Consider the following 23,109-nt stretch of genomic DNA (forward strand, 5'->3'; position numbering starts at 1 on the left):
CGACGGGAACACCAGTGTCTTTCGGAGCGTCTCCGGAGACGAAGCGCGCCGCTTTAGCTCAGCTGGTAGAGCACCTCATTCGTAATGAGGGGGTCACAGGTTCGAGTCCTGTAAGCGGCACCACTTCCCAAATTCCGTTGGATCGGCCAGGTCGCGTATCGGCGGGGGCCTTAGTCGTCCCAGCCAGGACGCTTCTTCTTCTTGCCGATGGCGAACAGCCCGGGATACGGCCCCTTGCCGCTGCGGTAGAGGCACCAGTCGTCGTCCTTCTTGCAGTCGCCGTCGAAGGCCGCCTTCTTGTCGGGGTCGATGGCGGCGTAGAGGGCCGGGCCGTTCTTGTTCTTGGCGCCCAGGGCCTCGGCGCAGGCCTCGCGTTCGGCCTTGGTCAGCTTGACGGTGTCGGCCTCGGTGCACGCGCTCTTGCGGGCCGCCTGACGCAGGGCCTCGCCGCCGCCCGTCAGGGTTCCCCGGGCCGTGAAGCCGGGCGGGGCGACGATGGCGCCGGGCGCGGCGGGCAGGGGCGAGGGCGCCGCAGACGGCGTGACCAGGGGCGGAAGCGCTCGGGGCGTCGGAACGTGCAGCGGCGCCGACTGAGGCCGAGGCGTGGCGGGCCGTTCATGGGGGTGCGGCTGGTCGGGCGCCAGCATCTCGATCACGACGCTGCGGGGCTCGGCCAGGATCGGGGGCGCGGGCACGGCCTTCAGCAGCACCCAGCCCAGCAGGCCGTGGAAGGCCAGCGACGCGCCGCCGACGACCAGCCAGCGACGCCGGGCGGCTTGTCTTCGCCGCGTCGCGGGCATGGCGGCCTCCCTGAGGTCCCCGGGCGACGATGGATGGGCGGCGGGACGCATCAAAGATAGGCTCGATCTCACCGGACCAAGCTCTAGCGAGGCCATGCGGCCGGACCAAGGCGGCGGCAAGTCCGTTTCGAAACGAATGCGGCGAAACGAAAAGGGCCCGGCGTCGCCGCCGGGCCCTTCCGTATTCAGGCTTGAGCCCCCCTTAGGCGGCGGCCTTCTCCTTGACGCCGAAGCGGCTGTAGAAGGTCTCGCCCTTGGCGGCCATGTCGCGCAGCAGCTGCGGCGGCGCGAAGCGCGAGCCGTACTTCTGGGCCAGGGCGTCGCAGGCCTCGACGAACTTGGCCACGCCAATGCCGTCGATCAGGCTGACCGGGCCGCCGGTCCAGGGCGCGAAGCCCCAGCCCAGGATAGCCCCGACGTCGGCCTCGCGCGGATCGGTGATCACGCCTTCCTCGAAGCAGCGGGCGGCTTCCACGGCCTGGCGGTAGAGAAGCCGGGTGCGGATCTCCTCGATGCCGGCCTTGTCGACCGAGTCGATCTTGACCGGCGCCAGGTCGGCCAGGCCCTTCCACAGAACCTTGGGGCCGTTCTCCGGATAGTCGTAGAAGCCCTTGCCGTTCTTGCGGCCGTAGCGGCCCTCGCCCTCGACCATCTTCTCGATGATCGTGGTGAAGGGGCGCTCCTCGTACTTGTCGCCGAGGTCCTTCTTGGTCTGCTGGGCGATCTTGTAGGAGAGGTCCAGCGCGACGTCGTCGTGCATCTCCAGCGGACCGCGCGGCATGCCGGTGGCCCGGCCGACATTGTCGATGATGGCCGGGGCGTAGCCGTCGGCCAGCAGTTCCATGCCTTCCTGCACGAAGGTGCCGAAGCAGCGCGACGTGTAGAAGCCGCGGCTGTCGTTGACGACGATTGGGGTCTTCTTGATCTTCAGGACGTAGTCGATCGACTTGGCGATGGTCGCCTGGTCGGTCTTGTCGCCGAGGATGATCTCGACCAGGCCCATCTTGTCGACCGGCGAGAAGAAGTGGATGCCGATGAAGCTTTCCGGACGGATGGAGGCTTCCGCGAGACCCGTGATCGGCAGGGTCGAGGTGTTGGAGCCGAACACGGCGGTGTCGGCCAGTTGGGCCTCGGCCAACTTGGTGACGGCGGCCTTGACGTCGCGGTTCTCGAACACGGCCTCGACGACCAGGTCGCTGCCCTTGACGTTGGCGTAGTCGGCGGTCGGGTGGATGAGCGCCAGGATGGCCTCGCCCTTCTCGGCCGTCAGCTTGCCGCGCGAGACGGCCTTCTTGACCAGGCCCTCGGCGTAGCCCTTGCCCTTGTCGGCGGCTTCCTGGCTCTGGTCGATCAGCACGGTCTCGATGCCGGCCATGGCTTGGACATAGGCGATGCCCGCGCCCATCATGCCGGCGCCCAGGACGGACACCTTCTTGACGTCGTAGTGCGGCACGCCGGCCGGGCGGCCCGAGCCCTTGCCCAGCTCTTGCAGGGACAGGAACAGGGTGCGGATCATGCCCTTGGCCTGGGGCGACATCAGGGTCTTGAGGAAGTAGCGGGTCTCGATCCGCAGGGCGGCGTCGAACGGAACCTGCAGGCCCTCATAGACGGCCTTCATGATGTTCAGCTGGGCCGGATAGTTGCCATAGGTCTGCTTGCGCAGCATGGCGTTGCCCATCACGAACACCTGGCTGCCGCTGGCGGTGTAGGGGCCGCCGCCGGGGATCTTGAAGTCCTTCTTGTCCCAGAGGGCGACGGGATCGCCCTTGGTCTTGACCCAGGTCTTGGCGGCTTCGACCACCTGGTCGGCGGGCGCGACTTCGTGCACGACCTTCAGGGCCAGGGCCTCGGCCGGCTTCATCGACTTGCCTTCCAGCAGGTACGGCGCCGCCGCCATCACGCCGATCAGGCGCGGCAGGCGCTGGGTGCCGCCGGCGCCGGGCAGCAGGCCGACCTTGGCTTCCGGCAGGGCCAGCTGGATCTTGGGATTGTCGGCCACGACGCGGTAGTGGCAGGCCAGGGTGATTTCCAGTCCGCCGCCCATGGCCAGGCCATTGATGGCCGCGGCCACCGGCTTGCCGCAGGTCTCGATGGCGCGGAACGCCTTGTTCAGCGCGAAGCCCGCCTCGAAGGCGGCCTTCAGGCCCTCTTCGCCGGCCGGCGCGCCGCCGCCGCCACCCAGAGCGCCGCCGCCCAGTTCACCCAGGTCGGCGCCGGCGCAGAAGCCGGTGGTCTTGCCCGAGGTGATGACCGCGCCCTTGATGTTGGCGTCGGACTTCAGGGTCTCGGCGATCTCGCCGATCTCCTTGATGACCGCGGCGGTCAGCGTGTTCATCGTGCGGCCGGGCACGTCGAAGGTGATCAGGGCGATACCGTCGCCGTCGACGTCGATCTTGAAGTTTTCCATGGTTCTAATCCTCAGATCCTAGACGCGTTCGATGACCGTGGCGGTGCCCATGCCGGCGCCGACGCACAGGGTGATCAGGGCGGTCTCCTTGTCGGAGCGCTCCAGCTCGTCGACCATGGTGCCCAGGATCATCGCGCCGGTGGCGCCCAGGGGGTGGCCCATGGCGATCGCGCCGCCGTTCACGTTCATCTTGTCGTGCGGGATGTTCAGGGCCTGCATCATGCGCAGGACCACGGCGGCGAAGGCTTCGTTCAGCTCGTAGAGGTCGATGTCGGAGACCTCCATCTTCAGCTTCTTCAGCAGCTTCTCGGTGACCAGCGACGGGCCGGTCAGCATGATCGAGGGCTCCGAACCGATCGAGGCCGCGCCCTTGATGCGGGCGCGGGCCTTCAGGCCGAGAGCCTCGCCCATTTCCTTGGTGCCGATCAGCACGCCGGCGGCGCCGTCGACGATGCCCGAGCTGTTGCCGGCGTGGTGGACGTGGTTGACCTTCTCCACCTGCGGATAGCGCTGGGTGACCACGGCGTCGAAGGCCATGTCGCCCATGCCCTGGAACGAGGGGTTCAGCGAGGCCAGGGTCTGCATGGTGGTGGCGCCGCGCACGGTTTCGTCGTGATCGAGGATCGTCAGGCCCAGCTGGTCCTTCACGCCGATCACCGACTTCTTGAAGCGACCGTCGGCCCACGAGGCCGCCGCGCGCTTCTGGCTTTCCACGGCGTAGGCGTCGACGTCGTCGCGGCTGAAGCCGTAGACCGAGGCGATCAGGTCGGCCGAGATGCCCTGCGGAGCGAAATAGGTCTTGAAGGCCGAGGAGGGGTCGGTCGGCCAGGCGCCGCCGTCGCTGGCCATGGGCACGCGGCTCATGCTCTCGACGCCGCCGCCGATGGTCAGCTGGGCTTCACCCGAGGCCACCTTGGCCGCGGCCATGTTCACCGCTTCCAGGCCCGAGGCGCAGAAACGGTTGATCTGCACGCCCGCGACGCTCTCGGCGTAGTCGGCGGTCAGGACGGCGGTGCGGGCGATGTCGGCGCCCTGCTCGCCCACCGGCGAGACGCAGCCCAGGACGACGTCGTCGACATAGGAGGTGTCCAGGCCGTTGCGCTCGCGCAGGCTTTCCAGGACCTGGGTGGCCAGGGACAGGGCGGTGATCTCGTGCAGAGACCCGTCCTTCTTGCCCTTGCCGCGCGGCGTGCGCACGGCGTCAAAGATATAAGCGTCGGCCATTGTATGGCTCCTTCCTGCGTAGGCTTGGATGGTTCGTTAACCAAAAAGGCGTCTGATTCCGTTGGTTTGGAGATCAGGACGATGACGGCAGCGGAGCGCTCGACGGACGCGGCCCACCCGGTGGTGAGCGACTTCATCGCGCGCGGCTATCATGTGTTCGGCGGTGGCGTGGACCCGGCGGCGGCGAGCGCGCTGCTGGCCAAGATCCGAGCCTTGCGGACGTTCGATGCGGACCTGTTCCTGTCGGAAGCCGAGTTCGACGCCGACCCGCAATATATAGGGGTGAACCCCGCGCCTGGCAGGAACCTGCTGGAGCGTTTCGAGGACGAGCTGGCCTTCGTCGAGCAGGACCCGGCCATCGCCTCGGCCCTGGGCGCCCTGCTGGGCGACGGCTACGAGATCCTGCTCAAGAAGCTGATCTGCGGCGTGCCGGCCAGCGTCGTGCCCGACTGGCTGAAGGCCCGCATCGCCGGCAACCCGGTCAACAACCTGGGCGCCTATGTGAAGGCCCCGTTCCGGGACATCACCTATTTCTACGGCATCGACTTCCACCAGGACCTGATCGACTACAAGGACCGGGAAGCCGACTTCATCACCCTGTACGTCTACCTGCACGACGTGGGGACGCACGACGCCCCGCTGTTCCTGCTGGAGGACAGCCACAAGCTGGGCGGGACGCTGTTCCCGCACGATCTCACGAAGAACGAGGCCGGCTGGCTGTACCGCGACGGGCGCGGCCACGAGGTCCAGACCAAGCAACATCTGCTGACCGGCAAGACCGGCTACGCGGCCATGTGGCACGCCTGCACCCTGCACGGCACCCAGCCCGACGCCGCCGACAACGAACGCCTGTCCCTGCGCTATCTGATCGCCCGCAAGCCCGGCGTGGCCGCCCCCGGCATGGACGCCGTCAACGCCACCTTGCTGGGCCCGCTCAGCCTGGACGCCACGCGCAAGGACCTGGACGCGCGCGGCGCCGCCCAGATCAAGGCCAACAGCGTCAACAAGGCTTAGGGCCAGGCTCATTATTTCCACGTCCCGATCGGCGACTTGGCGATCGGCGCGCAGGCCAGGCCCCGGGCCGTGGCCTTGGCGCTGTAGGTGACGCGATAGCCGAACTCGGGCGCGGGCAGGTAGCAGGCCTTGAACCCTGGGGTGGTCACCGACAGGGTCCAGTCGGCGACCTTCGAGCGCAGCAGGTTGTTGCACTGGTCGGCGTTGGCCTTCAGCGGCAGTTCGAAATCGCCGGGAAACGTCGCGCCGGGCTTCTTGCCGACCAGCTTGCCGGTGAAGAACAGCGGGCGCGGGCCGGCCGCGCGCACGCAGACGACGGCCGAGCGGCTATCCGAAGCGACCTGGGCGGGAGGCGGAGCGGCGGCGATCGGCATCAGCGGGTCTCCTTGCAGGTCAACGGGCCAAACAGGCTCTTGCGGTAGACGAAGGTCAGGCGCTGGCCCGACACGAGCGGCCGGGTCGGGCGGCAGATGGTGTCGGCGTGCTTGCCGCCCGCCGCGGCGACGGCGGCCGGGGACTGGCCCGAGCGCACGACCAGCTGCGGCTTGGCCAGCGTCAGCCCGTCGACATTGGCGCAGCCGGTCGCTCCCGCCTCGACGGCCGGAAACGGCGTTTCGGCCAGGGGCGCGCGATAGGTGAGGCTGGTTCCTTCCAGCTTGGCCGTGGTGACCTTGGCGCGCTCGTCGCGCACCAGACCGGACACGGCCGCTTGGGTCGCGTTGGTCAGGCACAGGACGACGGCGGCTTCGATCAGCATGCTAGAGCGTCCTCGCGATCAGCAGCTTCATGATCTCGTTGGTGCCGCCATAGATGCGCTGCACGCGGCTGTCGCGATACATCCGGGCGATCGGATATTCGTTCATGAAGCCGTAGCCGCCGAACAGCTGCAGACAGCGGTCGACGATCTTGTTCTCCAGGTCGGTGACCCAGTACTTGGCCATCGAGGCGGTGGCGGCGTCCAGCTTGCCGGCCAGATGCTGCTCGATGCAGTGGTTGACGAACACCTTGGCCACGGTCGCCTCGGTCTTGCATTCGGCCAGCACGAACTGGGTGTTCTGGAAGTCGATGATCGCCTTGCCGAACGCCTTGCGGTCCTTGACGTAGGCGATGGTCAGCTCCAGCGCCCGCTCGATGGTGGCCATGCCCTGGACGGCGATGTTCAGCCGCTCCTGGGGCAGCTGGCCCATCAGCTGGAAGAAGCCCTGGCCCTCGTCGGTTCCCAGCAGGTTCTCGGTCGGAACCTTGACGTCGTTGAAGAACAGCTCGGACGTGTCCTGGGCTTCGTGGCCCAGCTTGTCGAGATTGCGGCCGCGTTCGAAGCCTTCGGCCCCGTCGGTCTCGACGACGATCAGGCTGGTGCCGCGCGCGCCGGCGGTCGGGTCGGTCTTGACGACGACGATGATCAGGTTCGCCGTTTGCCCGTTGGTGATGAAGGTCTTGGACCCGTTGATCACGTACTGGTTGCCGACGACCTTGGCGGTGGACTTGATGCCTTGCAGGTCCGAGCCCGCGCCGGGTTCGGTCATGGCGATCGCGCCGACCAGCTCGCCGGTGCACAGGCGCGGCAGCCAGCGCTGCTTCTGCTCCTCGGTCCCGTAGTGGAAGATGTAAGGGGCGACGATGGCGTTGTGCAGGCTGATGCCGAAGCCGTCGACGCCCTTCAGGCCCAGCTGCTCCATCAGCACGGCCTCGTGGCGATAGTCGCCGCCGGCCCCGCCGTATTCCTCGGGAACGGTCAGGCCCAGCAGTCCTGCCCGGCCCGCCGTGTTCCACATTTCGCGGTCGACGACGTGGTTCTTGCGCCACGTCGCCACCACGGCCTCGGGGGCGTGCTCGTCGAAGAACTTGCCGACCGCGTCCTCGAAGATCGCGATGTCCTCTTCGGCCATGAAGGCCGGCTTTTCGACGTTGAGCACGCCCATGATCAGAAGGCCTCCGCGGGCAGGGCCATCAAGGTTTCCGAGCCCGTCTTCAGCTTGGCCAGATGCGCCCCAGCGTCAGGCAAGACCCGCTCGATGAAATATTTCGCCGTCGTGATCTTGGTGGTGAAGAACGGGTCGGACGAGCCGCCCGCGATCTTGGCGTTGGCCGCCTTGACCATCAGGCACCACATGTAGGCCAGGCCGGTGAGGCCGAAGAGGTGCATGTAGTCGGTCGAGGCCGCGCCGGCGTTGTCGGGGTTCTGCAGGCCGTTCTGCATCAGCCACATCGTGCCGTCCTGCAGCTGGGCCTTCACGCCGGCCAGGGCGTCGACGAAGGGCTTGAGGCCCGGATCGCTGTCGTTCTCGCCGATGAACTGGTCGATTTCCTGGAAGAAGGTCATCACGCCGCGACCGCCCTTGGCGGCCAGCTTGCGGCCGACCAGGTCCAGGGCCTGAACGCCGTTGGTGCCTTCGTAGATCAGGGCGATGCGGACGTCGCGCAGGTACTGGCTGACCGGGAAGTGCTCGGTGAAGCCGCTGCCGCCGTGCACCTGCATGGCGTCCGAGCAGATCTTGAAGCCCTTGTCGGTCAGGTAGCCTTTCAGCACCGGCGTCATCAGGCCCATATAGTCCTCGGCCTTGGCGCGCACGGCCTCGTCCGGGTGATGGTGGGCCAGGTCGCCGTGCAGGGCGGTCCAGAACAGGAAGGCGCGGCCGCCTTCGATCAGGGCCTTGCTCTCCAGCAGCATGCGACGCACGTCCGGGTGGACCAGGATCGGGTCGGCCGGGCCGTCGGGGTTCTTCGGGCCGGTCAGCGAACGGCCTTGCAGGCGGTCCTTGGCGAAGGCGGCGGCGGCCTGGTAGGCGGCCTCGGCCTGGGCCACGCCCTGCAGGCCCACGCCGATGCGGGCCTCGTTCATCATCACGAACATGATCTTCAGGCCGGCGTTCTCCTCGCCGATCAGCCAGCCCTGGGCGTCTTCGTACTGCATCACGCAGGTGGCGTTGCCGTGGATGCCCATCTTCTCTTCGAGGCCGACGCACTTGACGCCCTCGTTGCGCTCGCCGACCGAGCCGTCGTCCTTGGGGATGTACTTGGGCACGATGAACAGGCTGATGCCCTTCACGCCGGCCGGGGCGCCCTCGATGCGGGCCAGCACCAGGTGGACGATGTTGTCGGCCATGTCGTGCTCGCCGGCCGAGATCCAGATCTTCTGGCCGGTGATCTTGTAGCTGCCGTCGGCTTGCGGAACCGCCTTGGTGCGCAGCAGGCCCAGGTCCGTGCCGCAATGCGGCTCGGTCAGGTTCATGGTGCCGGTCCACTCGCCCGAGACCATCTTGGGCAGGTAGAGGTCCTTCTGGGCGTCGCTGCCGCCGGTGTGGATGGCCGAATAGGCGCCGTGAGCCAGGCCCGGATACATCGAGAACGCCATGTTGGCCGAGCTCGACATCTCGCTGAACGACAGGTTCACGACGTGGGGCAGGCCCTGGCCGCCATAGGCCGGGTCCGAGCCCAGGCCGGTCCAGCCGCCTTCGCACAGCTGTTTGTAGGCGGCGGCGAAGCCGTCCGGCGTCTTGACCGTGAAGTCCTTGTTCCAGACGCAGCCCTGCTTGTCGCCGACGTGGTTCAGCGGGGCCAGGACCTCGCCGGTGAACTGGGCGGCGGCCTCGAGGATCTGCTCGACGGTCTCGAACGGCGCGTCGGCGAAGCCCGGCAGGTCGCCGTGCTGATCGATGTTGAGCACGTCGCGCAGGAGGAAGGCGTGTTCGCGAACGGGCGGCTGGTAGGTCATGAAACGGTCCTGGTCAGTCGGATCAGCAGGTTTGGCGGATCTGGTGGCGGGTCGGGGAGGTGGAAACAAAGTCGCCGCCCGCGTCCCTGTCTTGCAGGAAGCGGGCGGAATCAGGTCGGCGCTCCAGGCTTATTTGCCCAAGGTCGCATCCGCGTGACCGTCGAGCCGGGCGCGCAGCACCTGGTCGTAGTCGGCGGCGCGCGGCAGCAGGTCGGGGCGGATCTCGGCCAGGCGCTGTTCGAGGCGGTTGCAGGCTTCGCGCAGCTCGATCAGGGCGCCGTCGATGTCCTCGCGCTGCTGCTCCAGTGCGCCGACGCGCTCGCGGAACTTCTTCAGCGACCGGGCCATCTGGGCCGCGCCGTCGTCGTTCTCGTCATAGAGGTCGAGCAGTTCGCGGATTTCCGACAGCGACAGGCCCACGCGCTTGCCGCGCAGGATCAGCTGCAGGCGGACGCGGTCCTTGTGGGAATAGACGCGGTTGAGGCCCTCACGAGCCGGCGTCAGCAGGCCCTTGTCCTCATAAAAGCGCAACGCGCGCGGCGTGGCTTTGAACTCGTTGCACAGCTGGCGAATTGTAAAGGTGCGCTCTGGACGTCGCAGGTCGGCCAACATTCGAACCCTCCCTGGGCAGGCCCGACTTCTGCGGCCGAGCCGGTTGGTTATCGTCGATCACCATATGCCCGCGACAAACTGACGTCAACGTTTACGTAAACGTCAACTTGGCCGTATCGCCTTAGGTTTACATTCCTAGGGCCTGGGCATATTTTTCGGGACCACGGCTAGGAGGCCGCCATGTCGTCCCTGTCGCATACCGAGATCTGGACCGCGATCGACGCTTTGGCCAAGCGCTTCGAGATGAGCCCGTCGGCCATGGCCAAGATGGCGGGCCTGGATCCCACCGCCTTCAATCGCTCCAAGCGCGGCGACGGCGACGCCCGGCCGCGCTGGCCCTCGACCGAGAGCCTGGCCAAGGTGCTGGAGGCGACGGGGGTCGGTTTCTCGGAATTCGCGGCCCTGACCGAACGGGCGCCCCTCCAGCGGGGGGCGGGGCCCAATCCGCGTCCCAACTCGCACAGCGTGCCGCTGATCGGTTTCGCCCAGGCCGGGGCCGAGGGGATGTTCGACGAGACCGGCGCGCCGATCGGCGCCGGTTGGGACGAGATCGATTTTCCGGGTCTGGCGGACGAAGGCGTCTACGCCCTGGAGATCGCCGGCGACGCCCTGGCCCCGGTGTTCCGCGACGGTGACCGCATCCTGGTCTCGCCATCGCTCGAGCCGCGCCGGGGCGACCGGGTGGTGGTGCGCACCACGGGCGGGGAGCTGCTGGTCAAGGAACTGGCGCGGGTCACGGCCCGCAGCGTGGAACTGGCGTCGCTGACGCGAGAGGGCCAGGATCGCACGCTGGACCTGGCCGAGGTGGTGTGGATCGCGCGGATCCTCTGGGCCAGCCAGTAAAGGCCCAGTCTATCCAGGTCAGGTGCGCGGGCAGTCGGCGTGCTTGCTTTGCAGCCAGGCGGTCAGGTCGCCTTCCCACGGGGCGTCGCACGAGATGTCGACGCGATAGGACGCCCAGTTGTCGTTGTGGGCGGCTTCGACATGAGCGGACGGGAACTGGGACGCCAGTTCGCCGAGCAACGAGTCGAATTCCGAGCGGTCCGAAGGACGGAGGGTGAAGCAAGCCATGAGACTAACCTTGGTTCTGATGCAACCAGACTAGACGCCAAATAGCGGACAGACCCTTAACCGGCGATTTATCTGTTGTTCATCTATCGGGGCATGGTGTCGCAGGCGTGGCGCGCCCGATCAATGTTGTCCGGAAAACGGCGCGCCGCGCCCGGCCATGATCTGATGATTTTCGGCGGGGAAGCTTGAGCGTTTGGCCATGTTCTCGACGTCAAGACGCCTGATCAATCGACGCCGCGCGCCTAATTAAATGCCGTGTTCTACGCCTGACACAAACATTCGGCATGGCGTACGGTGGTTTGGGGTTGCTACCGACCGTTGGGCGGGCGACTAGCTCGCAGACTATTTTGTCCCGCCACCTTGGGCGGGTTCCGACAGGGGACTTTATGCGCGTAGCGATGATTGGCACGGGCTATGTGGGCTTGGTGTCTGGTGCGTGTTTTGCGGACTTCGGGCACGTTGTGACGTGCATCGACAAGGACCCGAGCAAGATCGAGCGGCTGGAGAAGGGCGAGATCCCGATCTTCGAGCCGGGGCTGGACGCGCTGGTGGCGCGCAACGTGCGCGAAGGCCGGCTGTTCTTCACCCTGGACGGGGCCCAGGCGATCAAGGACGCCGACGCGGTGTTCATCGCGGTGGGCACGCCCACGCGGCGCGGCGACGGCCATGCGGACCTGTCCTACGTCTATGCCGCGGCCGAGGAGATCGCCGGCCTGATCGAGGACTTCACCGTCATCGTCACCAAGTCGACCGTGCCGGTGGGCACCGGCGACGAGGTCGAGGCGATCATCCAGCGGGTCCGGCCCGACGCCCAGTTCGCCGTGGTCTCCAATCCCGAGTTCCTACGCGAGGGCGCGGCCATCGAGGATTTCAAGCGTCCCGACCGCGTGGTGGTGGGCACCGAGGACGAGCGGGCCCAGGCGGTGATGCGCGAGCTCTACCGTCCGCTGAGCCTGAACGAGACGCCCATCGTCTTCACCGGCCGGCGCACCAGCGAGCTGATCAAGTACGCGGCCAACGCCTTCCTGGCCATGAAGATCACCTTCATCAACGAGATGGCCGACCTGTGCGAGAAGGTCGGGGCCGACGTCCAGCAGGTGGCGCGCGGCATCGGCCTGGACAAGCGCATCGGGTCCAAGTTCCTCAACGCCGGTCCCGGCTATGGCGGCAGCTGCTTTCCCAAGGACACCATCGCCCTGGTGCGCACCGCCCAGCAGTACGGCGCGCCGGTCAAGCTGATCGAGACCACCGTCAGCGTCAACGACGCGCGCAAGAAGGCCATGGCCGACAAGGTCGCCGCGGTCCTGGGGGCCGAGGACCTGACGGGCAAGACCGTCGGGGTCCTGGGCGTGACCTTCAAGCCCAACACCGACGACATGCGCGACGCCCCCAGCCTGGACATCCTGCCCGCCCTGCTGGCCCGGGGCGCCAAGGTCCAGGCCTTCGATCCCGAAGGCGCCAGGGAGGCCGCCCACATGATGCCGGGCGTCACCTTCGTCGGCGGCCCCTACGAGGCCGCCCAGGACGCCGACGTCCTGGTGATCATCACCGAGTGGGACCAGTTCCGCGCCCTGGACCTGGAACGCCTCAAGACCCTGCTCAAGGCCCCCGTCGTCGTCGACCTGCGCAATGTCTACAAACCCGCCGAAATGGTCCGCGCCGGCTTCACATACGCCTCCATCGGACGGGGGTGACGCCGTGACGCTGTCCGCCCCGTTGTCTTCCATCGCCCAGGACGTCGAGGCTACGGCCCGCGCCGCGAAGGGGGCTGATCCTGGACGGCCGTTCCGCGTGCTCATCGTGGCGCTGAACTACGCGCCGGAACTTGTGGGCTGCGCCAAGTACACCACCGAGCTCGCCGAGGAGCTCGTCGCCCGAGGGCACGTGGTCGAGGTGGTCGCGGCGCCGCCCTACTATCCTCAATGGAAGATCGCCGAGCCCTATTCCGGCGCGCGGTGGAGTCGCGAGGTCCGATCCGGCGTGACCATCAACCGGACGCCCCTTTACGTGCCCTCCGCCCCCAGTGGCGTGAAGCGCATCCTGCACCTGGCCTCGTTCGGCGCGGCGGCCCTGCCGACGGCCGTTCGGGCGGCCAAGCGGTTTCGTCCGGACCTGGTGTTCGCGGTCGCGCCGACCCTGGCCGCGGCCGGCGCGGCCTTGGCCGCCGGCAAGGCGGCCGGCGCGAAAACCTGGCTGCATGTTCAGGACTTCGAGGTGGACGCCGCCTTCGGATTGGGCTTGCTGAACAACGGCGCGGCCCGACGCCTGGCGTTGGGAATGGAAAACTGGCTGCTGCGACGGTTCGATCGGGTGTCCAGCATTGCGCCGGCCATGGTGAACCTGTTGCGGACCAAGGGTGTCGCGGCCGATCAGGCGCTCGAGCTTCGAAACTGGGTGGATCTGGACGCCTTCCCCACCTGGGTCAGCTCGGACACGGCCTATCGCGCGCAGCTCGGCATCGCGGCCGATCAGATCGTGGCGCTGTATTCCGGTAACATGGCCGGCAAGCAGGGCATCGAAGCCTTGGCGGATGTCGCCAAGAGCTTGAAGGCCGTTAAGGCGCCCGTGACCCTGTTGCTGTGCGGGGAAGGACCGGCGCGCGCGACGCTGGAGTCAGCCTGCCAGGGGCTGGCCAATGTGAAATTTCTTCCCCTGCAGCCGTTGGAACGGCTGCCGGAACTGTTGGCGACCGCCGATATCCATCTGTTGCCTCAGCGCGCCGAGGCCGCCGATCTGGTTCTGCCCTCGAAGCTGACCGGCATGCTGGCCTCTGGCCGGCCGGTCGTCGCGATGGCGACACAAGGCACGGGCCTGGCCGAGGAGGTCGCGGGATGTGGTCTGGTCGTCGAGCCGAACGCGGCGGCCATGACCGAGGGCGTCTTGACGCTGGCGGCGGACGCGGACCTGTGCCGCGCGCTCGGCACGGCCGGCAAGGCCCGGGCCAAGAGCCGCTGGCGCAAGCGCGCGATCATCGACGGCTTCGTGAATGAGGTCGCCAGCGTCCTGAAGCTCGGCGATATTTCGGTGGCGTCATGACCCAGCCCGTCGTTCAAGATCTCGCCAGTTTCCGCAATCCGCCCGGCTTTCGTGGTCGGTCGGGCGTGGTGGTGCAGCTTTGGTGGCTGGTGCAAAGCTCGCTGTTCCGCTGTTCGCCACAGTTCATGTACGGCTGGCGCAATGGGCTGCTTCGGCTGTTTGGGGCCCGCATCGGCAAGGGCGTCATCATCCGCCCGACGGTGCGCGTCACCTATCCGTGGAAGCTGACGATCGGCGACCACAGCTGGATCGGCGATTTCGTCGAGCTATACACCCTGGGCGAAATTCGGATCGGCCAGAACGCCGTGGTCTCGCAGAACAGCTATCTGTGCACCGGCTCTCATGATTTTCGCGCGCCGGCCTTCGACATCTACGCCAAGCCGATCGTCGTCGAAGACGAAGCCTGGGTCGCGGCCGGAGTGTTCGTTCACCCCGGCGTGACGGTGGCCAGGGGCTCGGTGGTCGCCGCGCGATCGGTGCTGTCCCGCGACACCGAGGCCCTGACGATCTGGGCCGGCTCGCCCGCCAAGAAGGTCGCCGAACGGCTGAACCGTTCGGCTTAGTCGCCCACCGCGATCACCGGTTCCGGCTTCCTGCGGCGAATCAGCGAATTCAAGCGGCGACGGATCGGATCCTCGACGAGATAGTAGCTGACCAGCCCCGCTCCGATCGCGACCGCGAGCATGAGGGGATAGGCGAACTTGCCGCCCACCTGCGCGCCGTGCAGCGCGGCGAGCATGTAGAAGGGTTGTTGCCACAGGTAAATCGAAAACGAGACCAGCCCGAAGAACGTCAGGGCGCGCATCGACAGGATGTCGAGGGCGAACTTGGGGGCCCAATGCAGTGTCGCCAAGCTGCCGGCGACCAGCATCGTGCCCAGCGAGTATTTGATCGGATCCGGAACCGGGTTCACCTGCAAGGCCACGCCCGCGAGACCCAAGGCGATGGGCAGCCAGGCTGGCGTCCGGACGCCACGCTCGTCCAGGCCGTGAACCAGAAGATAAGCCGCGGCTCCCGCCAAGATTGAAGCCCCGCGCACGTCGCTGCGCCAGTAGACCTGGAAATAATCGTGGCCCTGCGCTGAAAGAACTGCGCCGAGGCCCATCATCGCGACCATGATCGCGCAGAGCAGCGACAGAATCTGCGTGGCCGATAGCGACAGGCGGCGCGAGGCGAACGCCAGCAGACCGAGCAGGATGTAGAGGTGCTCTTCGACGCAAAGCGACCAGACGTGTTCGATCCAGGGCAGCCGGAAGCCCGCCGCCGAGATATAATTGCTGGTGAAGGTGAGCGCTCCGACCCAGTTGAGCACCACCAGTTTCGAATCCGAGGCGACCATCACGATCGCGGTGGTGATCGTGGCGAAGACCGCCAGACCTGGCCACACTCTTGAAAATCTTCTCGCGTAGAACTCCGCCAGGGCGGCCTTGTGGATGAACAATATGTGAGCCATCAAGCGACCGCTCAGCACGAAAAACAGTTCAACGCCAAATCGCCCGACGTTGATGGCGGAGAGATGTATGAAGTGGCCGGCCAAAACCGATAGGATCGCCATGCCGCGCCATCCATCGAGATAGAGAACGCGGGTTTGATGAGCAGCAATCGTGTGACCGTTCACGTACTTAGCAGCCAAGATTCACCCAATGGCCCCTGTGCGGGGAAGTTTCTACTGATTAGATTTTTCTCTAACAAAAATATTACGCAATCTGGGTATCCTAAAAAGGTACGTCAAGCGAGAGCAAATTGATGACCACAGATAGAAGAAAGCAGATTGTGGGCCTGCAACATCTGCGTGGGCTGGCGGCTCTCGCTGTTGTTGTGGATCACGGCGCCGGAATGGCGGCATTTCCGAAGTATTTTGGTCAATCTATTCTTAGTGGTCACCTTGAAAAAGGCACGATAGGTGTTGATCTTTTCTTCGTGATCAGTGGATTGATTATTGCCACGGTCGCGCTGGAGATCACGACGCTGCGGGCGAAGATCTCAATCACGGACTTCGCGCTTCGACGGCTTATTCGTATCGTGCCGTTGATGTGGATCGCGATCCTGTCCTACGCCGCGCTAAGGCTCGCCGGGCGCGGTCTTTCAGACTTTTCGCCCTATGTGAACGCTCTGTTCTTGTTGCCGACTGGGCCAGTGGTTCCGCAAAACATCTGGACACTGCGACATGAGCTGGTGTTCTACTCGGCCTTCGCGTTGACGTTTCTGCTGTTTCCACGTGCGCGCTGGTTGATCCTGATTTGGATCTTCAGCTTTATACCCGTCGCTTTGTTCGCCCATTTCCATCCCGCCGACAACCCGGCCCTCTACGCGGCCAAGATCTTCGGAAATCCGGTCAACATCGAATTCGGCGCTGGGTTGGCGTTGGGGCTTCTTTGTCGCCGCCGAGATATCAGGAGCGATCTTTCGACGCCGGCGCCGGCGCTTCTGCTGATCGCGGCCTTTGTGGGCTTCTTTCTGCTGGCGATCGTCCTGGACCTCAAGATCGATCAAATTCAGGGCACGATGATATCGGCGATCGTCGCTTCGGCGATCATCTTCCTGGCCGTGAAGCTGAAGTTCGCCGATTCCGGCCTGAACAGGGTCGGTTCGCTGCTCGGCGACGCCTCATATTCCATCTATCTGTTTCACCCGCACTTCCAGTCGGCGATGCTGGGGGTCTGGAAACATTTCCTGCCTCAGACCAACATCTGGATCGTGATCCTGGGGGTGGTCTTGCTGTCCACGGCCGCTGGCGTGCTGATCCACCTGTTCGTCGAGAAGCCGCTGCTGACTTGGCTGGGGCGATTTCTGCCAAGGCGTGGCGACCATCACGGCAAGGTCGCGGCCGACCCGGTGCTGGCGCCGACCCTGCAGCCTCCTGGCTGATGTCGGGCGAGCGTTTCGTCGCCGACAATTCATATAGATACAGTGCGCCCGATCTTCAGGAGAATTGGCTATTCGTGCTTCCGTTGTAATACCGACCTTCAGGCGACTTGATCGGTTGCGGGAGGCGGTGGCGAGCGTCGCTTCGCAGGCTCGGCCTCCTGAAGAACTGATCGTCGTGGCGGCCGATCCCGATGAGCGGGAGGCGGTGCGCGCGCTGCTGGACGGCATCGACTTCGCGGGACGCGCGGAGGTCGTCGCCAGCGATCGTTGCCTGTTGGGCGGCGGGGCGCGGAACCTGGGATGGCGGTCGGCGACTGGTGACGTCGTGCTGTTCCTGGATGATGACGACTATTGGGCGGCCGATAAGGTCGGAGACCATGTCGCCGCGCACGACAGCGGTCAGTCGGATGTCGTCTATTCGGGTGTCTGGTACGTGTTTCCGGGCGCGCGGGATGCGCGGCCCTACAATGCCACGCCCGTCGCCGCGGACATGGTCCGCGGGCTGACCCTCGATGGCCTGTGCCCACCGACCACCAGCTGCGTCTCGATTCGACGCGCGGCGCTCGAGGCCGTGGGCGGCTTCGATGAAACGCTGCCATCGTACCAGGACTGGGAGCTGTGGTACCGGCTGGCGCTGGCCGGGTCCAAGTTCGCCAGCCTGCCGCAGCCCTTGACCTATTTCGTGCAGCACGAAGGCGGGCGCGTTTCGATGAACATCGAGGGGCGGTCCAGGGCCGCGGGCCTGGTGCTGGCCAAGCATGGCTCGTCGCCGGACCTCGTCGCCTTCTTCGGGAAAGAGCGTCGGCAGATGTTGGAGCGAGTCATCGTCTTCTCCGCTCAGCGCGGCGAATGGACCTGCCTGGACACCTTCCGGCGCGCGCTGTCCGACAAGATCTTCTCGCCGCTGGAATGGCGGCCCTATTGGATCGCCGCCAAGGTGGCGGGCAATCTGGCTCTGGCTTCGGTGCGTCGTAACCCATGACAAGCGTGGAATCCTCGGCGCCGAGCCCCCCGCCCGTCGCCGAACCGAGCCTTCAGGGCCGCAGTGTCAAGGGCACAGCGGTCACCATGGTGTTCCAGGGCTGCAAGATGCTCGTGCAGATCGGATCGGTCGTCGCCCTGGCGCGGCTGGTCTCGCCACACGAGTTCGGCATCTACGCCATGGCGTTGCCGATCTACGTCTTTTCGCTGCTGTTCCAGGACTCCGGCACGACCCAGGCGATCATTCAGCGCGAGCTGACCAAGACCGACCTGAACAACATCTTCTGGTTCAACCTGGCGGTCTGCGGGGCGATCGTCCTGCTCCTCGCCCTGGCCGCGCCCTTTATCGCCCTCTTCTACAAGACGCCGGTCGTCGCCCAGCTGGTGTGGGGGTTCTGCGGCGTCACCATGCTCAACTGCCTTTCGGCTCAGCCGCTGGCCCTACTGACGCGCAGGCTGCACTTCGGCTTCCTGGCGGGGATCGATCTGGCGTCCTATGTGCTGGGCGCCGCCGCCTCGCTGGCGGTGGCCCTGATCCATCCGGGCTACTGGGCGCTGTTCGCCATGCCCCTGGTGACAGCTTTGACCAATGTCGTCGGCGCCTGGATCAAGGCGTCGTGGAGTCCCGGCCTGCCGACGCGCGACCCCAAGTTCCTCAATCTGGCGCGGTTCGGATCCGGCGTCTTCGCCTTCAACCTGCTCAACTACTTCACCCGCAACGCCGACCTGGTCCTGCTGGGCCGCTACGCGTCGGCGGCCGCCCTGGGCGCCTATGACCGGGCCAACCGCCTGATCCTGTTCCCGATCCAGCAGATCAACATCCCGCTGGGACGCATCTTCCTGCCGGTGCTGAGCCGCCTGGCGGACAAGCCGGAAGAGTATCGCGCGTTCTATCTGAACGGCGTCGCGGCGATCCTGTTCGCCACCCAGCCGGGGATGGTCTGGCTGATCTGCGACGGCCGCGAGATCATTCCGATCCTGCTCGGCGCCGAATGGCGTGGCGCGGCGGACATCTTCGTCTGGATCGGCGCGGCGGCCCTGTGGCAACCCCTGACCTACACGGCAGGCTGGATCTTGGTCAGCCAGGGTCGTACGGGCGCCTTTTGGAGGTGGGGTCTCTTCAACGCCATCGTGTCGATCGGCGGTTTCGCCGCGGCCGTGCCGTGGGGGGCGATGGGCTTCGCGGTGGTCTACGCTATTCGTGAGAACGTGATCCGCTTGCCGGTCCTGATCTGGCTGATGGGGCGCCGGGGGCCGGTGACCATTCTCCACTTCCTTAAAGGTTTCGCGCCGTATCCCGCCGGCTGTGTCGCAGCGGCCGCGATCATTCTGGTCCGGCGCAGCCTGATGGGATCGAGTTTGATCTCGTTGGGCGTGGATTTGGTGTTGGCCTACCTAGCCTACGGGGTCGCCATCATGCTGTTCCCGGATGGGCGGAAGTTCTGGAATTCGGCGCTTCACGCCGGCCAGGGACTGATGAGGAAATCCATCAAGGCCTAGTTGCGATCAGCGTCGCGCCTCTTCCTTCGGGACATCTCGTCCATGAAACTTGCTTGATGGCGGGTCAGTACGCGCCGTTGGGTAGATCTTAGGGGCGGGGCCTGGCTTCACACCCTGAGCAGAGTCTCGGGGCGCTAAGTGATAGCGCTCCGAGGCGGAAGCGTGATGCGATCTTCCTCGCCTCCACCATTGCGGGCGAGGTGCGTGAAGTGGGAGTGCAGCAACACGGCAAGGCTCACGATCGCCAATTTATCGACTGATAGAAGAGCGCCGTTGAAATTCGCACACACGAAAAGGTAGGCAAGCATCGAAACGGTGCGTGCGGAGATTCCGAGTGTGACTATGACTAGTAACCCTACGAATCCGTAGAGAAAAGAAGCTGTTATAAGTGCGTTGTCGATGGATTTGATCGGAAATCCTATGAATTTCATAGAAATATCCGATACATTATAAAGCAATTCTGAATTTGCAGATCCAAATGGGTAGGCGAAAATGTACTCCAGGAGTACCTGGAGCGGGTAGAAAATACGAACGTTAGCGGAGAAGTCGTTTCCGCTCATGATCGTTCCGACACGGTCGAATAGCCTTACGCCCTCGAATTTCCCGAGCGAAGCCAAGGTGATCAGCGCCAGTATGGCCGTGATTCCAATTGCGACCGGGATATGCGTTCGCGTCGACATCCATCGTTTAAAGCTTTTGGAGTTCGAGAGGTGAACGAGCAAGGTTATTGTGATGGCAACTACGAAAGCCATACTCTGAGAGAGGAGGCCAATTGCAATATTTCCGAATATAAGAATATTCGATATTTTCCTAAACTTCCCGCTTTCCGAATTTCCAAGCAAGACGAAGATAAGTGAGGTGGAGTAGAAGCCCAGATACGAAGGTTCTCCAAAAGTTCCCATTGGGCGAATTCTGGCATATATCATATCCAGTAGTGTCGGGAGGGTGTTTTCATTCTGAATAAAGAATGACTTTGGAATCCCGATATACACTTTTTGAAGTACGACGCTCTGGATGGCCGTGAGCACGAGCATGCCGCCGGTTATAATGGCTATCGTGGTTATTATGCCTCGGCTGGGGGCTTTGATGCCTAGGTCAGATCCCAGCATGATCAGGCACAGCAGGGCAAAAATCACACCCTGGCGGGTCACCAACAGCAGGTCATGCACCGGATCATTGGTCGCCGACGTCAGTACGCTGAAGTACATGGCCACGAAAATCAGCAGCACGAAGGCCGCCATGGGGCGCCTCAAAGCGACGGCGATGTTCCGGCGCGCGGCATAGATGGTCATCAACGAGAGCAGCGTGCCGCAAGACACCCAGTAGGACAGTCCGGTTTGGACCAGGGGCGAGAGGGCGAGGGCGAGCAGGAGAATCATGGGGTCGAGTCCGCCTTCGGCGCGTGATCCTTGCCGACCAGCGCGATGATATTCTTCGTCGCCATCGTGAGGCCGTAGCGCTCGACATAGAGGGTTCGCGCCGCTTCGGACATCCTGAGTCGGTCTTCGGGCGAGGATCGCATCCACGCCGACAGTTGGTCGGTGACGCCGGGAAGGTCGTCGCTGCACACCAGGCCCGCGCCGGCTTGGTCGACGGTCTCCCAGATGTTGACCTTGTCGGTGATCAGCACGGGCAAGCCGCAGGCCATCGCCTCGGCGACGACGATCCCGAAGTTCTCCTGGTGGGACGGCAGGGCGAAGGCCTCGGCGGCGTAATAGGCGCCCCATTTGGCGTCGTCGAACAGCGGGCCCGGCCAATGGATCCGGTCGGCGACGCCCAGGTCGGCGGCCATCTTCTGCAACTGAGCCTGCCAACCTTCCTGGTCAGGACCCACAACAACGAGATCGAGCGTCGGGTCCTTGGCGGCCGTGGCGGCGTAGGCTTGCACGAGCAGGTCGCAGCCCTTCTTGGGATGGATGCGGCCCAGGAACAGGATGAACCGACGGCCGGCCACGGCGGGAACGTGCCGATGGAAAGCGTCGACGAGCGCGGGGGTGCGTGGAGGCGGGGCGACCGCGCCGAGCGGCGCGATATCCGATCTATAGGCGTGGCCCCAGAAGGCGCCGCGCGCCTGGCGTTTTTCTTCCTCGCAGGTGAACAGCGTCGCCCTGGCGCCGGCCAGCAACCGGCCTTCGCCGATGGTCCAGAAGCCCTGCTTCAGCAGATGCTTACGCGGGTAGGCCTTCCGGAACCAGGGATCCATCATCCCGTGGGGAAACACGTAGTAGGGAACGTCGCGGCGCGGCAGAACCTGGGACGCGGCGAAGGGCGCGTAGTTCCAGAGCCCATGGACGATCGCCAGGTCGAAGCGGTCGAGATTGGCTTCCAGCCAGGGCTTGAACTTGGGGCTATAGCGGTAGTGGTTCAGGAAGCGATCGACCGGGCCGCGGCCTGGCCGGTCATCGCCGAGGGCGTGAACCGTGATCGGCGGCTCCGAGCGCGAAAGGGTTTCGGGCAGGTCCAGGCAGACGATTTCGTCGCCGCTGGTCAGTCCGTCGCGTACGCAGGTCTCGGCCAGGCGCAGCACCGCATCCGCAACGCCGCCGTTGCGTTCGTCGACCGACGCGGTGATGTGCAGGATTTTCATGTTCGGACTTGGGCTTCCGTCAGGCTTCTCGCGCCCCGCCTTGGCGAGCCCACGATCAGAGTCGAGGCAAGATAGGCGCCAGGCATCAATATTGTGTTGGTGCGAACAGGGTTGAATGTCGCTCGCCGTTCGCGGCGCTTATGAGCGCGTCCAAGGGGCGGGTTCGGGTTGGGGCGCCGGATGCAACGGCATCCAAGCGATCGAACCGTACAAGTGTCGACGCTACAGCTGCTGAGCGCATTCTAGTTCCGACCCTGAAGGGGTTCCTTTGCCCGCTGAAGTCCCGAAGCTATCATCTTGATATAGCGGAAAGCAAAGTTCACGGGCCATATCGGGCCGCCATGATCTTTGCAAAATTCGAACCATTCCCGGAAGGGAACTCCCTTTGGGCTGATCAGTATGTAGCGCCAATTTTTCATTGTAAGGACGCTGATAGAGTCCATATATGATAGATTGAACTCTTGATATCCAACGGGATCTTTTGTTTGAATTATGTTGTAACCGGCTCGGCGGGCTCTTAGGCCATAATCTATATCGCCAAATGCATGTCGATACTTGTCTGAATTTATGCCGATATGAGTAACGGCGGATGATGGAATGAGAACGCAGTTGCCGTTGACGGTGTCGGCGACATCCTTCGAATTTCCGAGTAGTTCAAAGGAGAGTTGAGACAACCCTCCCCGCTTTCGGTAGCCGCCATAGGTTACCTCGCCAGTTTTCGGGTGAACGACTTTTCCGACGATAATAACATTTTGGCCGTATTGCTCCGTCGCATGCGTGTATTCGTCTACTGCGGTGCGAATAAAATTCGGAGCCAGCTCCAGATCGTCGTTTAGCCAAAGGTAGAAATCGACACTTGGATCCAAGGCTTCCTGCCAGGCACGCCTCATGCCGCCGTTCCAGTACAGATCGCCGCTGCCGACGACAACATTCACTTCTGGATACTGGTCCTGGACGGCTTCGCGGGTGCCATCTCGGCTGCCGTCATCGACAAGGGTCACCTTGACGTCGAAGCCGTGAGCGCTTTCGCGGATGCCCCTCATCGCACTCAAGGTGTGCGCTTTCCGATTGAAGCAGGTCAGGATGACCGCAATTTTCAAAGGAGCCATGGCGATCACCGTTGATTGAGAGCGGGCTTATCGCGCGCTGATATTCACGTCCAAAATAACTCTGCGGTATAAGCGGCTAGGCCGCGCCCGCCATGATGTTCGCCCCGAACATCGCGTTGATCTTGTCGGTCGAGATAGGGGCGAAATAGTAGACTTTGCCAGGGCCTGCCGACATCAATCCCAAC

At 64.6% G+C, this 23,109-nt stretch carries 21 protein-coding genes and 1 tRNA gene; 9 read left to right on the forward strand and 13 right to left on the reverse strand.

Annotation, left to right across the window (positions count from 1 at the left end; all coding sequences use genetic code 11):
• The first annotated feature begins 47 nt into the window (after positions 1-47).
• A tRNA-Thr gene (locus G3M62_RS00875) sits at positions 48-123 on the forward strand.
• A gap of 47 nt (positions 124-170) precedes the next feature.
• Here the strand turns inward: G3M62_RS00875 and G3M62_RS00880 are convergent.
• From G3M62_RS00880 to G3M62_RS00890, 3 genes are all read right to left on the reverse strand, one after another.
• Positions 171-800 carry a hypothetical protein gene (locus G3M62_RS00880; protein WP_165184015.1) on the reverse strand — a complete coding sequence of 210 codons (630 nt, stop codon included), beginning with the start codon at positions 798-800 and terminating at the stop codon, positions 171-173.
• Positions 801-1,002: 202 nt separating this feature from the next.
• A complete protein-coding gene (locus G3M62_RS00885) occupies positions 1,003-3,207 on the reverse strand; it encodes a 3-hydroxyacyl-CoA dehydrogenase NAD-binding domain-containing protein (RefSeq protein ID WP_165184016.1) in 2,205 nt (734 codons plus the stop codon).
• Between the two features lie 18 nt (positions 3,208-3,225).
• Positions 3,226-4,431 carry an acetyl-CoA C-acetyltransferase gene (locus G3M62_RS00890; RefSeq protein ID WP_165184017.1) on the reverse strand — a complete coding sequence of 402 codons (1,206 nt, stop codon included), beginning with the start codon at positions 4,429-4,431 and terminating at the stop codon, positions 3,226-3,228.
• An 81-nt stretch (positions 4,432-4,512) separates the two neighbouring features.
• On the opposite strand from G3M62_RS00890, the gene G3M62_RS00895 reads away from it, so the two are divergent.
• A complete protein-coding gene (locus tag G3M62_RS00895; RefSeq protein WP_165184018.1) occupies positions 4,513-5,445 on the forward strand; it encodes a phytanoyl-CoA dioxygenase family protein in 933 nt (310 codons plus the stop codon).
• An 11-nt stretch (positions 5,446-5,456) separates the two neighbouring features.
• Here the strand turns inward: G3M62_RS00895 and G3M62_RS00900 are convergent, their stop codons facing one another.
• The 5 genes from G3M62_RS00900 to G3M62_RS00920 form a co-directional block, all read right to left on the reverse strand.
• Positions 5,457-5,819 (reverse strand): hypothetical protein, encoded by a 363-nt coding sequence (locus tag G3M62_RS00900; RefSeq protein WP_165184019.1) that lies wholly within the window; start codon positions 5,817-5,819, stop codon positions 5,457-5,459.
• The gene (locus tag G3M62_RS00905) at positions 5,819-6,202 is read right to left on the reverse strand and encodes a hypothetical protein (RefSeq protein ID WP_165184020.1); all 384 of its coding nucleotides are present in this window, start codon (positions 6,200-6,202) and stop codon (positions 5,819-5,821) included. The genes G3M62_RS00900 and G3M62_RS00905 overlap by 1 nt, the downstream gene beginning before the upstream one ends.
• 1 nt (position 6,203) lies before the next feature.
• Positions 6,204-7,367: an acyl-CoA dehydrogenase family protein gene (locus G3M62_RS00910; protein WP_165184021.1), complete on the reverse strand. Its 1,164-nt coding sequence runs from the start codon at positions 7,365-7,367 to the stop codon at positions 6,204-6,206.
• A 2-nt stretch (positions 7,368-7,369) separates the two neighbouring features.
• Positions 7,370-9,160, reverse strand: coding sequence for an acyl-CoA dehydrogenase C-terminal domain-containing protein (locus G3M62_RS00915; RefSeq protein WP_165184022.1), 1,791 nt, complete (start codon positions 9,158-9,160; stop codon positions 7,370-7,372).
• Positions 9,161-9,289: 129 nt separating this feature from the next.
• Positions 9,290-9,769: a MerR family transcriptional regulator gene (locus G3M62_RS00920; protein ID WP_165191156.1), complete on the reverse strand. Its 480-nt coding sequence runs from the start codon at positions 9,767-9,769 to the stop codon at positions 9,290-9,292.
• A 183-nt stretch (positions 9,770-9,952) separates the two neighbouring features.
• Between G3M62_RS00920 and G3M62_RS00925 the strand changes: the two genes are divergently transcribed.
• Positions 9,953-10,615 carry a S24 family peptidase gene (locus G3M62_RS00925; RefSeq protein ID WP_165184023.1) on the forward strand — a complete coding sequence of 221 codons (663 nt, stop codon included), beginning with the start codon at positions 9,953-9,955 and terminating at the stop codon, positions 10,613-10,615.
• Positions 10,616-10,633: 18 nt separating this feature from the next.
• On the opposite strand, the gene G3M62_RS00930 is transcribed toward G3M62_RS00925, so the two are convergent.
• Complete coding sequence (locus G3M62_RS00930; RefSeq protein WP_165184024.1) at positions 10,634-10,843, reverse strand: hypothetical protein; 210 nt, start codon at positions 10,841-10,843, stop codon at positions 10,634-10,636.
• Between the two features lie 386 nt (positions 10,844-11,229).
• On the opposite strand from G3M62_RS00930, the gene G3M62_RS00935 reads away from it, so the two are divergent.
• The 3 genes from G3M62_RS00935 to G3M62_RS00945 are packed head-to-tail and all read left to right on the forward strand — an operon-like array spanning position 11,230 to position 14,442.
• Positions 11,230-12,537 carry a UDP-glucose dehydrogenase family protein gene (locus G3M62_RS00935; RefSeq protein ID WP_165184025.1) on the forward strand — a complete coding sequence of 436 codons (1,308 nt, stop codon included), beginning with the start codon at positions 11,230-11,232 and terminating at the stop codon, positions 12,535-12,537.
• Between the two features lie 4 nt (positions 12,538-12,541).
• Positions 12,542-13,879 (forward strand): WcaI family glycosyltransferase, encoded by a 1,338-nt coding sequence (locus G3M62_RS00940; RefSeq protein ID WP_246263415.1) that lies wholly within the window; start codon positions 12,542-12,544, stop codon positions 13,877-13,879.
• The gene (locus G3M62_RS00945) at positions 13,876-14,442 is read left to right on the forward strand and encodes a putative colanic acid biosynthesis acetyltransferase (protein WP_165184027.1); all 567 of its coding nucleotides are present in this window, start codon (positions 13,876-13,878) and stop codon (positions 14,440-14,442) included. Before G3M62_RS00940 ends, G3M62_RS00945 begins: the two co-directional genes overlap by 4 nt.
• Here G3M62_RS00945 and G3M62_RS00950 read toward each other — a convergent pair.
• Positions 14,439-15,512 carry an acyltransferase family protein gene (locus tag G3M62_RS00950; protein WP_165184028.1) on the reverse strand — a complete coding sequence of 358 codons (1,074 nt, stop codon included), beginning with the start codon at positions 15,510-15,512 and terminating at the stop codon, positions 14,439-14,441. The two genes, G3M62_RS00945 and G3M62_RS00950, sit on opposite strands and share 4 nt — an antisense overlap.
• Positions 15,513-15,625: 113 nt before the next feature.
• Here G3M62_RS00950 and G3M62_RS00955 point away from each other — a divergent pair, with 113 nt between their 5' ends.
• The 3 genes from G3M62_RS00955 to G3M62_RS00965 all read left to right on the forward strand — a co-directional run bounded on the left by G3M62_RS00955 (position 15,626) and on the right by G3M62_RS00965 (position 19,228).
• Entirely contained in the window at positions 15,626-16,747 is a 1,122-nt protein-coding gene (locus G3M62_RS00955) for an acyltransferase family protein (RefSeq protein WP_165184029.1), read from the forward strand.
• Positions 16,748-16,811: 64 nt separating this feature from the next.
• A complete protein-coding gene (locus G3M62_RS00960) occupies positions 16,812-17,729 on the forward strand; it encodes a glycosyltransferase family 2 protein (RefSeq protein ID WP_281360078.1) in 918 nt (305 codons plus the stop codon).
• Positions 17,726-19,228 carry a lipopolysaccharide biosynthesis protein gene (locus G3M62_RS00965; RefSeq protein ID WP_281360079.1) on the forward strand — a complete coding sequence of 501 codons (1,503 nt, stop codon included), beginning with the start codon at positions 17,726-17,728 and terminating at the stop codon, positions 19,226-19,228. The genes G3M62_RS00960 and G3M62_RS00965 overlap by 4 nt, the downstream gene beginning before the upstream one ends.
• Positions 19,229-19,362: 134 nt before the next feature.
• Here G3M62_RS00965 and G3M62_RS00970 read toward each other — a convergent pair whose 3' ends face one another.
• The 3 genes from G3M62_RS00970 to G3M62_RS00980 form a co-directional block, all read right to left on the reverse strand.
• Positions 19,363-20,607 carry a hypothetical protein gene (locus G3M62_RS00970; protein ID WP_165184032.1) on the reverse strand — a complete coding sequence of 415 codons (1,245 nt, stop codon included), beginning with the start codon at positions 20,605-20,607 and terminating at the stop codon, positions 19,363-19,365.
• A complete protein-coding gene (locus tag G3M62_RS00975; RefSeq protein WP_165184033.1) occupies positions 20,604-21,815 on the reverse strand; it encodes a glycosyltransferase in 1,212 nt (403 codons plus the stop codon). The genes G3M62_RS00970 and G3M62_RS00975 overlap by 4 nt, the downstream gene beginning before the upstream one ends.
• 242 nt (positions 21,816-22,057) lie before the next feature.
• Positions 22,058-22,924, reverse strand: a complete 867-nt coding sequence (locus tag G3M62_RS00980) for a glycosyltransferase family 2 protein (RefSeq protein ID WP_246263604.1) — start codon at positions 22,922-22,924, stop codon at positions 22,058-22,060.
• Between the last annotated feature and the right edge of the window lie 185 nt (positions 22,925-23,109).

This window comes from Caulobacter soli (assembly GCF_011045195.1).
Taxonomy (GTDB): Bacteria; Pseudomonadota; Alphaproteobacteria; order Caulobacterales; family Caulobacteraceae; genus Caulobacter; species Caulobacter soli.

Excerpts from the sequence above, each read along its gene's own strand:
- G3M62_RS00880 (WP_165184015.1), bottom strand. The coding sequence starts at position 800 with ATGCCCGCGACGCGGCGAAGACAAGCCGCCCGGCGTCGCTGGCTGGTC.
- G3M62_RS00885 (WP_165184016.1), bottom strand. The coding sequence starts at position 3,207 with ATGGAAAACTTCAAGATCGACGTCGACGGCGACGGTATCGCCCTGATC.
- G3M62_RS00890 (WP_165184017.1), bottom strand. The coding sequence starts at position 4,431 with ATGGCCGACGCTTATATCTTTGACGCCGTGCGCACGCCGCGCGGCAAG.
- G3M62_RS00895 (WP_165184018.1), top strand. The coding sequence starts at position 4,513 with ATGACGGCAGCGGAGCGCTCGACGGACGCGGCCCACCCGGTGGTGAGC.
- G3M62_RS00900 (WP_165184019.1), bottom strand. The coding sequence starts at position 5,819 with ATGCCGATCGCCGCCGCTCCGCCTCCCGCCCAGGTCGCTTCGGATAGC.
- G3M62_RS00905 (WP_165184020.1), bottom strand. The coding sequence starts at position 6,202 with ATGCTGATCGAAGCCGCCGTCGTCCTGTGCCTGACCAACGCGACCCAA.
- G3M62_RS00910 (WP_165184021.1), bottom strand. The coding sequence starts at position 7,367 with ATGGGCGTGCTCAACGTCGAAAAGCCGGCCTTCATGGCCGAAGAGGAC.
- G3M62_RS00915 (WP_165184022.1), bottom strand. The coding sequence starts at position 9,160 with ATGACCTACCAGCCGCCCGTTCGCGAACACGCCTTCCTCCTGCGCGAC.
- G3M62_RS00925 (WP_165184023.1), top strand. The coding sequence starts at position 9,953 with ATGTCGTCCCTGTCGCATACCGAGATCTGGACCGCGATCGACGCTTTG.
- G3M62_RS00930 (WP_165184024.1), bottom strand. The coding sequence starts at position 10,843 with ATGGCTTGCTTCACCCTCCGTCCTTCGGACCGCTCGGAATTCGACTCG.
- G3M62_RS00935 (WP_165184025.1), top strand. The coding sequence starts at position 11,230 with ATGCGCGTAGCGATGATTGGCACGGGCTATGTGGGCTTGGTGTCTGGT.
- G3M62_RS00945 (WP_165184027.1), top strand. The coding sequence starts at position 13,876 with ATGACCCAGCCCGTCGTTCAAGATCTCGCCAGTTTCCGCAATCCGCCC.
- G3M62_RS00955 (WP_165184029.1), top strand. The coding sequence starts at position 15,626 with ATGACCACAGATAGAAGAAAGCAGATTGTGGGCCTGCAACATCTGCGT.
- G3M62_RS00965 (WP_281360079.1), top strand. The coding sequence starts at position 17,726 with ATGACAAGCGTGGAATCCTCGGCGCCGAGCCCCCCGCCCGTCGCCGAA.
- G3M62_RS00970 (WP_165184032.1), bottom strand. The coding sequence starts at position 20,607 with ATGATTCTCCTGCTCGCCCTCGCCCTCTCGCCCCTGGTCCAAACCGGA.
- G3M62_RS00975 (WP_165184033.1), bottom strand. The coding sequence starts at position 21,815 with ATGAAAATCCTGCACATCACCGCGTCGGTCGACGAACGCAACGGCGGC.
- G3M62_RS00980 (WP_246263604.1), bottom strand. The coding sequence starts at position 22,924 with ATGGCTCCTTTGAAAATTGCGGTCATCCTGACCTGCTTCAATCGGAAA.